This is a genomic window from Calothrix sp. CCY 0018 (assembly GCF_963920925.1).
Taxonomy (GTDB): domain Bacteria; phylum Cyanobacteriota; class Cyanobacteriia; order Cyanobacteriales; family Nostocaceae; genus Rivularia.
On record NZ_CAWUDI010000033.1, the window covers coordinates 74,664 to 86,516 of the forward strand.

The 11,853-nt window shown below is 38.5% G+C and carries 9 protein-coding genes and 1 pseudogene; 2 read left to right on the forward strand and 8 right to left on the reverse strand.

Annotation, left to right across the window (positions count from 1 at the left end; all coding sequences use genetic code 11):
* Positions 1–2 precede the first annotated feature (2 nt).
* The 3 genes from ACM03V_RS22650 to ACM03V_RS22660 all read right to left on the reverse strand — a co-directional run bounded on the left by ACM03V_RS22650 (position 3) and on the right by ACM03V_RS22660 (position 2,623).
* Positions 3–572, reverse strand: a complete 570-nt coding sequence (locus ACM03V_RS22650) for a TetR/AcrR family transcriptional regulator (RefSeq protein WP_414623055.1) — start codon at positions 570–572, stop codon at positions 3–5.
* 131 nt (positions 573–703) lie between these two features.
* Positions 704–1,414 (reverse strand): Uma2 family endonuclease, encoded by a 711-nt coding sequence (locus ACM03V_RS22655; RefSeq protein WP_414623056.1) that lies wholly within the window; start codon positions 1,412–1,414, stop codon positions 704–706.
* A gap of 141 nt (positions 1,415–1,555) precedes the next feature.
* The gene (locus ACM03V_RS22660) at positions 1,556–2,623 is read right to left on the reverse strand and encodes a GNAT family N-acetyltransferase (protein WP_414623057.1); all 1,068 of its coding nucleotides are present in this window, start codon (positions 2,621–2,623) and stop codon (positions 1,556–1,558) included.
* 790 nt (positions 2,624–3,413) lie between these two features.
* Here ACM03V_RS22660 and glcD point away from each other — a divergent pair.
* Positions 3,414–4,889, forward strand: a complete 1,476-nt coding sequence (gene glcD / locus ACM03V_RS22665) for a glycolate oxidase subunit GlcD (RefSeq protein ID WP_414623058.1) — start codon at positions 3,414–3,416, stop codon at positions 4,887–4,889.
* Between the two features lie 129 nt (positions 4,890–5,018).
* On the opposite strand, the gene ACM03V_RS22670 is transcribed toward glcD, so the two are convergent.
* From ACM03V_RS22670 to ACM03V_RS22685, 4 genes and pseudogenes are all read right to left on the reverse strand, one after another.
* Positions 5,019–5,450 (reverse strand): FKBP-type peptidyl-prolyl cis-trans isomerase, encoded by a 432-nt coding sequence (locus tag ACM03V_RS22670; RefSeq protein WP_414623059.1) that lies wholly within the window; start codon positions 5,448–5,450, stop codon positions 5,019–5,021.
* Between the two features lie 427 nt (positions 5,451–5,877).
* Complete coding sequence (gene glsA, locus ACM03V_RS22675) at positions 5,878–6,816, reverse strand: glutaminase A (protein ID WP_414623082.1); 939 nt, start codon at positions 6,814–6,816, stop codon at positions 5,878–5,880.
* A 105-nt stretch (positions 6,817–6,921) separates the two neighbouring features.
* A pseudogene (gene glsA / locus ACM03V_RS22680) lies at positions 6,922–7,887 on the reverse strand (glutaminase A); the annotation flags it as partial.
* A 238-nt stretch (positions 7,888–8,125) separates the two neighbouring features.
* Positions 8,126–9,346 carry an RNA-guided endonuclease InsQ/TnpB family protein gene (locus tag ACM03V_RS22685; protein WP_414623060.1) on the reverse strand — a complete coding sequence of 407 codons (1,221 nt, stop codon included), beginning with the start codon at positions 9,344–9,346 and terminating at the stop codon, positions 8,126–8,128.
* A 490-nt stretch (positions 9,347–9,836) separates the two neighbouring features.
* Between ACM03V_RS22685 and ACM03V_RS22690 the strand changes: the two genes are divergently transcribed.
* Entirely contained in the window at positions 9,837–10,076 is a 240-nt protein-coding gene (locus tag ACM03V_RS22690; protein WP_414623061.1) for a hypothetical protein, read from the forward strand.
* Positions 10,077–10,111: 35 nt separating this feature from the next.
* On the opposite strand, the gene ACM03V_RS22695 is transcribed toward ACM03V_RS22690, so the two are convergent.
* Entirely contained in the window at positions 10,112–11,710 is a 1,599-nt protein-coding gene (locus ACM03V_RS22695) for an NAD(P)H-hydrate dehydratase (protein ID WP_414623062.1), read from the reverse strand.
* Positions 11,711–11,853: the final 143 nt, after the last annotated feature.

Below are 11,853 nucleotides of genomic sequence, written 5' to 3' on the forward strand. Positions count from 1 at the left end.
TATTACCCATTACCCAAATAAACACTCACCATTTTTACTAATAACTCTCCTTGTTCTTCGTAAGAAACCATTTCACCTTCAAACATTCGCACGCAAATTAAACCGTTTAAAAAGTTAACTACAAAATCAGCTATTGTTTTATCTTGAATTTCTAAGTATTCTAATAATTCTTCTCTCATTTTCTGAGCTACTTGCTTTAAAATTTCGTTATTTAATACTTCGCTTTTTCCTTGCTGTTGATAAAAGTCACTCCAAAGTAATATTTGATTGATGAAATACTCTTCATTTTTTTCGGTAAAATTAACCAAAGCCCTGATTCGCTCTGGTACATATTTTATATCTCCTGCTTCAGCTAAAAAATTTATAATTTCCTGTTGATACTGTTCTTCTACTAACTGTAAAAAAATAGCTTCTTTATTAGGAAAGTAATGATATAGCGTTCCTGTTGAAACACCCAACTCTTTGGCAATTTCGCGCATGGTAACGGAAGCATAGCCTTTAGATGCGAACAAATCGAAGCTTTTCCATAGCAGTTCTTTCCTATACTTTTCGTGGTCTACAATTTTCGGCATTTATGGCTTTTTATATCGAACGATAGTTATATTATAAATTAATGGTGTGATTTATGGCAATAGTTATTTATTGCAGCTTGAATAGGTCGATGGGGTTTACTAGGTGAAGGAGACGTAGCAGTGCTACGTCTCTACACTGTGTCTGGATTGATCCCCATTTCTCGGAGTTTTTCGGCTAGTTGTGCGGCTCTTTGTTCGGCACTTGAAGCGCGTTGTTCGGCGGTTTGAGCGCGTTCATCCCCTGTCGGTAAAACGGTACCATCGCGATCGCACCAGCGCAACCAAGAGTCTCGTCTGGCTTCAAATTCACCTTCCCACAAAGTTAAACCCAATCCGACTTGTTCTAACCAGGTTTCTGAAGTTTGGAAATAGCGCATTCCTCGTAATTCATAAATACGCAAGATTTCTTCGCTAAGTTGGTTGGTGGGGTCGTATACGATATAGTAACTGGCTCGCATATGTTCGTATATTCTCAGTTTTTCTCCCAATTCGTCACCAACTTTATTAGAAACAATTTCAATTGCAACTTCAGGGGGTTTCCCAAAGCGCCAAACCATGTAGCAACGATTTTGTTTTTCCCACCAGTTTTGAGGAACTTGAACGTTTAGGCTGAGAAAAACATCGGGTACTATAGCTGGTTTTAAATCTGTGTAGTAAACACCGACATTAGATTCTGCAAGGAATGGTTGTTTTTGTAAAGAACTATAAAGAGAACCGACTAAAAGCCGTTGTTGTTTAGCAGATGCAAAATTATCCACAGGTGTATCATCTTCAGTGATTAGTTGATTGGCATCTGGGATATAGAAGCCATCATCATTATCAATCAAAACTTGCTTGACCATAATAGATTATCTAATAATTTGGGTTTATATATCTACTTTAAACGATTGGTATCTATTTGATGAAATAACAATAAGGTGCGTTACGGTTCAAGTCTTTGTTCATAAAAAAGACTCGAACCGTAACGCACCTCTTAATTTTATCTACCTTGCTAGAGATAATAACTTTTTAGAATACTGAGCCAGCCGAATTGTGTTTGTTCTCAAGTTCTTCCGAACAATCTTGCAATCAGTATTCCATCTTTTTTCTGCTCCTAACAATGAGATTTTATAATCTAAATCTCCTCGGAGGAAATCGTAAAATTTGAACTGATTTTCGATAGCTTTTTTGATGCTAAATGCTATAACTGTTCTCCCCGGTGATAATTTAGAATATTCGGGGTTAAAACCCGTCATTTGTCCGTAAACAGCTTTTTTATCGCGATCGACATACATACCAGTAGCAGCTACTGGGGTTGTTTTATCCCACAATACATCTATCCACAGAGAATTATTTTTTGCACATTGATGAAAAACACTGCGGTAGGTATTTAAAGTTGATTCGGGCTGTTTTCCCCATTTAATTTGCCAAAGTTCAAATAAAACTTCGATTTGATTATCGAGATTATCAGCTTGAATATTGCTGAAGTAGAAATCGCTATTTTTCTCTATTTTGTTCAACGAATTACGTAAGTTCTTGCGAGGTTTTCGACTAATAAAGTTTTGTAAGTATTCCTCCCACGTATCGGGTAAATAAATGTAGGGACAAGTCGCACCTGGGTTACTCTCAATTTGAAACTCGCTTTCAGAAAAGTGTTTGGCGAAAACATTTAATCTGGAGTCTTGTATATCTTTTACATGAAAAATGTCCCACTGCAAATCTTGATCGATATACAGTGCAAAATTCTTAATCGCATCCTGTTCATACTCTGGCTTACAGATAAATCCCGTATAGTCTGCCACGGGGTGAGCGCAAGTTTGTAACGATCTGTAAACGTTGATGTTAGCCCATTCTAGAGAACGTATTGCTAATGGGAAAAAAGCAACATAAGGTAGATCGGGCTTGCTTCTAACAGCTAATATAAACCAGTCATGAGGAACAACTTCCAACCATCCTCGCAACCAAGACCACGATAGGAATATTTGAGCGTTAGAGTCGCAAGCGTAGACATCATTCCAATTTGTTTCTAATTGATCGAATTGCCGAATACTATTTATTATTTCTACTTGCATTTGAGGTATCAAAGATATTTAATATTGAGGAAAGTAAAATACATAGCCAAGAATATGATTCTCAGAGACTATATAAAGAGGATGCCTTCTAATCGTCAGCATTAAAGATACAGCATTTATCGAGTAAATAAATGATGAAATATTTAACTCATAAGTTTATTGTTTTCTCAATAATATATGGTTTCGCATAGTGAATTCATTTCCTTTATACAAAATTTAGACAAAGCTCAAAATAGTATCGGGATTTTATTCAAAATTTAAATAATAGAAATTGAAAAAGTGATATATAAGCTTTCTGAGAATAATTGGATAAAACATCAGTTTTATTTATTGCAAAACAAAAAAAATATAAATAAACTTTTTTATCTTAATAAAAAATATTTTAGAATATGAGTCAAATAAAAGCTATGGCAATTTTTTGTCAACTTAGATTCTAGTTGCTTTTTATTATTTATTGAAAAAAATATGATATAAAACATTTTTTATCATACTTTAATCATTAAAATATAAAAACTGAAATATTTTAGTAAAAACGAACGAAAATAAACCTATCTGGCTATTGCTATACAAGCATCACGGTTGTTGACAATCAAACAAGACATAATTGCCTGTGTTGATTTTTTTTTGAAAAAAGCTAAATCAAATTACTGTTGTTTGAGTTTTGATCGAATATCAATTTTAAGAAGCTATAAATTTACACGGCGTTAACGGAAAAGGAAATTGCTGTAAAAATAGTAGTAAGACCGATCAGATCAATATAACCACTGCATCCCACACCAGATAACAAACCATGCTTACTCAAGAAAAATCTCAACAACGCAACTGGAAACCGATAATCAAGGAATTTGAAGCGGTTTTAGGTACAAAAGGCGTAATCCAGCGTCGTGAGGAACTAATTACTTATGAATGCGATGGTTTAGCTAGCTATCGTCAACGCCCGGATGTGGCTGTTTTACCCAAAACCACAGAACAAGTTGCTGAAGTTGTAAAGATATGTAATAAATATTCGGTTCCTTTTCTTGCCAGGGGTTCGGGTACTGGTTTATCTGGTGGTGCTTTGCCTACTGTCGGATGCGTTTTAATCGTAACTTCTTTGATGCGGCAGATACTCAACGTCGATCTAGATAATCAACGGGTTGTTGTTCAGCCTGGAGTAATTAACAATTGGGTAACGCAAACTGTTAGCGGTGCTGGTTTTTATTACGCTCCCGATCCTTCTAGTCAAATTATTTGTTCTATCGGCGGTAACGTTGCAGAAAATTCCGGTGGAGTACATTGTTTAAAATATGGTGTCACCACTAACCACGTTTTAGGATTAAAAGTTGTCACGGCTAATGGTGATATCGTCGATTTGGGCGGACAAGTTCAAGAAATGCCCGGTTACGATTTAACGGGAATATTTGTTGGTTCGGAAGGTACGCTGGGAATCGCAACAGAGATAACTTTACGAATTCTCAAAAGTGCTGAATCGATTTGCGTGTTGTTAGCAGATTTTACCAGCATAGAAGCAGCAGGTGCAGCAGTTTCGGATATTATCAGCGCCGGAATTATTCCTGGTGGTATGGAAATGATGGATAACATGAGCATCAATGCAGTAGAAGATGTAACTGCAATGAATTGTTATCCCCGCGATGCAGTAGCGATTTTGTTGGTTGAAATCGATGGTTTGGATGTAGAGGTGAAAGCTAATAAAAAGCGGGTTATTGATATTTGTAAAAACAATGGTGCGCGTAATGTAACTTCTGCGAACGACCCCGAAATGCGTTTAAAGTTATGGAAAGGCAGAAAAGCCGCGTTTGCAGCAGCCGGACATTTAAGTCCAGATTATTACGTGCAAGATGGGGTAATTCCTCGGACTCAACTTCCTTATGTGTTGCAAGAAATTGAGAATTTAAGTCAGAAATTCGGTTACAAAATTGCCAATGTATTTCATGCTGGTGATGGTAACTTACATCCGTTAATCTTGTTTGATAATTCTATTCCCGGTGAATTAGAAAAAGTTGAAGAAGTAGGTGGAGAAATTCTCAAGCTATGCGTCAAAGTTGGCGGCAGTATTTCCGGCGAACACGGTATCGGTGCAGATAAAAAATGCTATATGCCAGATATGTTTTCAGATGCCGATTTAGAAACAATGCAGTGGGTTAAGCAAGTTTTCAACAGCAAAGGATTAGCAAACCCGGAAAAAATATTTCCCACCCCGCGCACCTGCGGTGAAGCTGCAAGGGCTATGAGTGAAAATAAATTTGAGAATGTAGAGAAATTTTAGGAAAGGTAATTGCTAATTGCTAATTGCTAATTGGAGGAGAGAGGAGAGGGGAGTAGAGAATTCTTATTAACTCCTAACTCTTAACTCCTAACTCCTCATTTTTGACCTTTGACCTTTAACCTTTGACCTTTATTCGTTAACTTCAACCAACTCAATATCAAAAGTTAATTGCTGCCCTGCTAGAGGATGATTCGCGTCGAGGGTGACTTTGGAATCTGAGACATCTGTAACGATAACCGGAATTACTTGACCGTTATTTTGAGATATCTGTAATTGTTGACCGACTTCTACTGACAAATCTGTAGGTATTTGCTCTTTCTCAACTGTGATAACTAATTCTTCACGTTGAGGCCCGTAAGCTTGATCTGGAGGAATTTGTGTAGTTTTTGATTCTCCGGGAGCCATACCAACTATCGCTTCTTCAAAACCAGGAATTACATTTCCCGAACCAAGGGAGAACTGTAAAGGTTCGCGTTCGGCAGAGGAATCAAAAACTGTACCGTCATCCAATTTGCCCGTGTAGTGAACTTTTACATTGTTACCAGCTTTTGCTTGTGTCATGTCTTTTCTCCTTAAACACTCTTAATACTTTACTGTGCAAATCGCCTTTATCTGCTCGATTCTATTTTTTCGGCGATATTAAATAACTTACCTAATGGCAACTTCAAACTTAACTGAATTCTACTGACAGCAAAGCTTCTACTTTAAAGTTTCTACCGTCTTACAATGATAGCTAATTAATTATAGTGCGGGCATTTCACACGGCGAGGCAAATAAATGCACTTTCTAACAGTAGTACTGACAAGCGGGATTATCTAAATATTTTCGATTTTGTTAAGATTTGTGCAACAAAGGTGGAACGGGGAATAGGGAATAGCCAACAGTTAAGAGTTAGGAGTAGTAAATTAGTAATTCTTCCGTATCTCCCCATCTCCCCATCTCCCCATCTCCCCATCTCCCCATCTCCCCATCTCCCCATCCCCTCTTCCTATTCCGCGAAAATATGTAACCCCAAATATTTTGAAAGTTCTTCGCAAACTTTAATGCCGCGAACGCTGTTACCGCGAGCATCTAGGGGAGGAGAAAATACTGCGATTCCCATTTGATTGGGAACTACACCGATGATTCCACCACCAACTCCACTTTTGGCTGGAAATCCAACCTTATATACCCATTCTCCTGCAAAATCGTACATCCCACAGGTATACATAACGCTGAGAAGGTCTTTAACATAATTAGAACTAATTGCTCGTTCTTTGGTTACGGGATTTAAACCATTATTTGCTAAAGTCGCTCCCATTAATCCTAAATCGCGACAGTTAATAATTACGCTGCACTGCTGGAGATATAAACTAAGAGTTTGGCTGATATCACCGGAAATCATGCCAAAATTACGCAGCAAATATGATATTGCCCAATTGCGATCGCCACTATTTTGTTCGGATACTAGTATGGGTGTGTCTACAAAAACTCTACGTCCGATATAGCGACGATACATTTCTAATATTCGTTTGAGTTTATGTCCGGGGCCTGCTCCTTCTATTAAACTGGTGGTGGCGATCGCTCCGGTATTAACCATACTGTTATAAGGTCGTTTGGATTTTGATTCTACTTTAATAATGGAATTATAAGCGTCTCCGGTTGGTTCGACATCAACTTTGGTTAAGACGTAATCTCTTCCTTTGTCTTCAAGCGCTAATCCGTAAGCAAAAACTTTTGATATTGACTGAATTAAAAATGACTCTTCCCAATCTCCTACGCAGTAAACTTGTCCGTCTAGCGTAGCGATGCAGATAGCAAACCAATCGGGATTAATTTCTACTAAACCCGGTTCGCTGACATAAACTGTTCCATCTCTTAAAGGAAGATATTTGCTATGTAATTCTCGTAAAAATTCAATTAAAGACTTGGAAGGTAGATTACCCAGGGTTGCTACCTTTGGCTGAGTGGGATTTTGCGGACTTGATGAATTAGCAGACTGAACTGGAGGCTGTTTTTGTGGGGAAATTTCTTTTTCTTTGTTATCGGTAGTAAAAATATGCAGTTTAAATCTTTCTGAGAGTGCTTCAAAAACTTTGACTCCTCTCCAACTTTTTTTGCGCTCATCCAGAGCAGGAGAAAATACAGCTATTCCCATTTGGTTAGGAACAACTCCGATAATTGCACCCGATAAACCACTTTTCGCCGGTAAACCAATTTTGTAAGCCCACTGCCCTGAAAATTCGTACAGACCGCAGGTATACATAATACTTAATATATTTTTGACATACTTTTTATCTATAGCCCGCTCCCCCGTCATTGGGTTTAAGCCGAAATTAGCTAAAGTTGCCGCCATCACTGCTAAATCGTGACAGTTAATAGTTAAAGAACACTGTTGAAAATACAGATTAATAATGTCATTAATATCGCCTTCTATTAAACCAAAATTTAGCATAATATAGGCGATCGCCCGATTTAAATGGTCGCTGGTTTGCTTAGAGTTACATACTCCCAAATCAATAGATACATTTCTACCAATGTAGCGTCGAAACATATCCAGCAAACGATGGTAACGTTGAGCGGCATCCGAACCTTTGATTAAACTGGTAGTCACAATCGCACCCGCATTAACCATTGGGTTATAGCGTCGTCGGCATATTTCTTCCCGTTCCATAATCGAGTTGAAAGGTTCCCCAGTCGGTTCCACACCAATACATTCGAGTACGTAATCCTTGCCCCAATCTTCCAAAGCCAATCCATACACAAACGGTTTAGAAATTGACTGTATACTAAACTCCTGCGTAGTATGACCGATATCAAAAACCCTACCATCCACATCAACCGCACAAATGCCGAACCAATCCGGGTTAGCTTTAGCCAACTCCGGTATATTTTGTGCAACCGTTCCCTCATTAAGGGGTTGATAAAAGTAATATAAATCTTCAAGAAAACTCGTCAGTGCTGGAGTGATTCCTCTATCGGGAGCATTTAAACGTCGAAAATCCTTGATATCGGTCATATCGCATTCAAAAAAATTGCAAATTACCTAAGTTTCAACTATTTCTATCATTGTTCGCAGTATTGCATCTGACAAATGAATGAAAATATACCTATTTAAGAATTGGGCATTGGGAATTGGGAATTTTTTAATTTCTAACTCTCCACTTTCTACTCTCTACTCCCTACTTGCTACTCATTGGGAAATTAATCAACTTATCTCATACAATCAATACTCAACCCTTTTGACACTCCGCCGCCTATAAGGCGGCAGATTCTTCGTTCAACGAGTCGCCTTCGAGCAGCAGGTTTACACCAACCGCCCAAGAGGGCATCTCTCCCGAAGCGTAAGTTCCCGTATGCCCTACGGTACTTAGTCCTCTTTTTAATATATTGATGCTGGCGTTGACATCTCTGTCTTCAGTAAACCCACACCCTGGACAAACGTGAGTTCTTGTTGATAAAGACTTTTCAACTTTTTCGCCACAGTTGGAACAGTCTTGACTCGTATTATAGGAAGGTACAGCAATAGTTATCTTGCCGTACTTTAAACCAAAATATTCCAGCCACTGACGGAAAGTAGACCAGCCAGCATCACTAATAGATTTAGCTAGCTTTCGATTACGTACCATGTTCTTAACTTTTAAGTCTTCATAGGCGACCAAATCGTTAGATTGGATGACGGAATATGCCTTACTCTTGCAATATTCTTCTCGTTCCCTACTTACTCTTAAATGTTTTCGAGCATATCTATTTCTAGCCTTGTGATAGTTGCTCGACTGCGGTTTTTTCCCTTTTACGTACTTCTTGGATTTCTTACGATTAGCGTGATTTAGCTGTTTTTCTGACTTACGGTAAAATGACGGCGAAGGTTCAACATTGCCATTGTTGTCAGCAAAGAAATATTTTAATCCTAAGTCCAGACCTATAGCTTTACCCGTCGGTTGAGATTCAATTTTAATATCAACATCAACAGCAAACTGAGCATAATATCCGTCAGCACGACGTACTAAACGAACTCGCTTGATTTGTTTGATATTGTAGAAGTGCAAGTCATAGGTTCCCTTTAATTTAAGAGTTCCAATTCCTTGCTTGTCAGTTATGGTTAAATACTTTCTATCTTCAGAAAGCTTCCAACCACTAGACTTATACTCTACCGAGCGAGTATTTTTCTTGAACTTTGGATATCCCTTTTTTCCTTTAATCTTCTTCTTGCAGTTGTCGTAAAATCTACTAATTGCAGACCATGCACGTTCAGCCGCAGATTGTCGAGCCATTGAGTTTAGTTTGTCAGCAAATGGAAATGAGGCGGCTAATACAGCGCAATACTTATTTAGTGCATATTTATTAATGTTCTCGCCTGGATTGTCAATCCAATATCTAAGACATTTATTGCGAACAAATTGACTTGTTCTTATTGCTTCGTCAACACACCTCAATTGCCTGTCTTTCCCGTACAACTTAAATTCTACAACTCGCATGGCTCGACCTTGCCAACTACATTCTTATGCTATTACGCACAGCATAAATCAGCAACTCCAATAGAAATGTTGACGGCACGTTTACGTGCCTGGTCGCTTTCATCTCCCGCCTATAAGGCGAGAGATGAAAGCCTCTCACATTTTTTATAAACAAAAAGCGCCAACCATCATAAAATCGTGGTTGGCACTTCTTTTTATATATTCAAGGACTTTATATAAGCTGTCCCCGCTTAAAAACTTAAAGGTCGTTAAAGTGATTGACCTGACAAAAATTTATTTATGTAACCTTGTGTTTAGATTCTCATAGAATCAGTTAAGAAATGCAACATTTAACATTTTCTTTAGATTTAAGGCTTAATATTTTCTTTAGGTTGTTAAACTAATTTGCATGGTAATAAGCATTCCGGTACAAAACTGGATTTTCTTAAAAATCGAGTGTGGGTTAGGGATAAGAATTGAATATCAAATTTAGATTTGGGATGATAAAGCTATGTTAGGACTTAGAGAACGAGCAGTTACAATGCGTTATGTATGGTCGGTGATTGAAGAAACCGAAACAAAGACAATTTTAAGTTTGAACGATACAGACTTAATTGGACAGCTGCTCAAGCAATTAGAAAATAAGAAGTTACTTAGTGGCGAACAAATTAACGAAATGAGTTCATATATTAGTTCGCGCGTACCATTGATTCGCGATTTAGCTCAGTCGCGCATGGTGTGTAACTCATAATTATCATAGATTTTAAACACGACTCGGCTTAATAATTATTTCTTTACGAATGCTAAAACGGACATAAGATATTGTGTCAAAGTGAAAGCATCTACCCCTAATTGAGTTCGTTCTTGAGCAGCTAAAATACCAGCGCTACCGTGCCACCATGCAGCAGTTGCCACCATTTGTTCTACAGATAAATTTCGTGAAACAGCTTGCGCCATTAATCCTCCGAGCAATCCAGTTAACACATCACCACTACCTCCGCGAGCTAGTGCTGGAGTGCTTTGGGGATTAATCCAAACGCAGCCTTGAGAATTTGCGATCGCAGTTCTTGAACCTTTTAACAAAACAGTTGCACCAGATTGTTTTGCGGCTTCTTGTACTGCCAATATTCTCGAAAGGTTAACATTTTCTATATCTGGGAATAACCGTTTAAATTCGCCGGGATGGGGTGTAAGTATGGTTGATTCTTGCCGATGAAGCAGTGTTTGTATGGTTCCCATGCCTGCGAGAATATTTAAACCATCGGCATCTAAAAGTAAAGGCTTAGAACTATCTAATATTTCTTGTAGGATTGGGTTAGCATCTAAGGTAATACCGGGGCCGCAAGCGATCGCATCAAAGGTATCTAAATCGGTATTATCTGGTAATTGTAATTGAGAAATAGCGCCGCTTTCAGTTTCCGGGCAGCCAATAATTAACGCTTCAGGTAAATGTGAAACCATTGTGGCTGCGAGAGATTGGGGTACGGCGATAGAAAGCATTCCCACACCAGAAGCACGCGCTCCCAAACCAGATAAAATTGCACCTCCGGAATAGCGACGAGAACCGCAAATTAATAGTAAATGACCTTCTTTGTATTTGTGAGTTACTTGTTGACGGGGTAAAGGAAGAGTAGAAAGTGCAGATGCTGTGGTGATGCGTTTGATTTTTGGATATTCTCCCAATACAGCTTGTACATCTGCATATTGAATATCAAAATCGATTAATTCAGCTTCACCGATATATTCTAAAGCTTGGTCTTCAAGTAAACCTAATTTCCACAAACCCAGACAAAAAGTATGGGTAGCGCGAACCCCTAGACCAAGAATTCTTCCGGTATCCGTGTGTAAACCAGAAGGTACATCAATACTAAAAATTGGTTTATGCCATTGATTTAATTTATTAACAGCACTTGCAATCGGTTCAGTAATATCTCTTTCCAAGCCAAAACCAAACAAACCATCAATAAAAAAATCGCAATCTTGCAGCTTTTCAATTGATTCATAGCAAGGAATATCCAAACTGCGGACATATTCTAAATGCTGCGAAGTTAATTCCTTCAGCTTTGAAATCGGACAATAAACCTTAACTTGATAGCCGCGAAAGTGTAACTCGCGAGCAACGACTAAAGCATCACCACCATTATGACCTGGCCCTGCGAGGATGCCGACGCGGAGAGTGGGGGAGGGGGTAGAGGGGGGAAAATAAATGTTTTTCAAATATTCCCCTTGTCCGATAATCTCTTCAATTCGACGAGTAATAAGTCCTGCAACTTTTTCCATCAAAGCAGCTACAGGCATTCCTGCTGCAAAGATACGCGCTTCGATATCGCGCATTTGGGCTGCGGTGACTGCGACTTGGGAAATTAATTCTCGGTTATCAAACATCAGTGAACTGTGAACAGTGAGCAGTTATCGGTAACTTGTTACCAGTTATCAATTATCAATTACCAATTACCAATTACCAATTACCAATTAAAATTCTACCTTGTCCCCTTGTCTCCTTGTCTCCTTGTCTCCCCCTCCCCCCA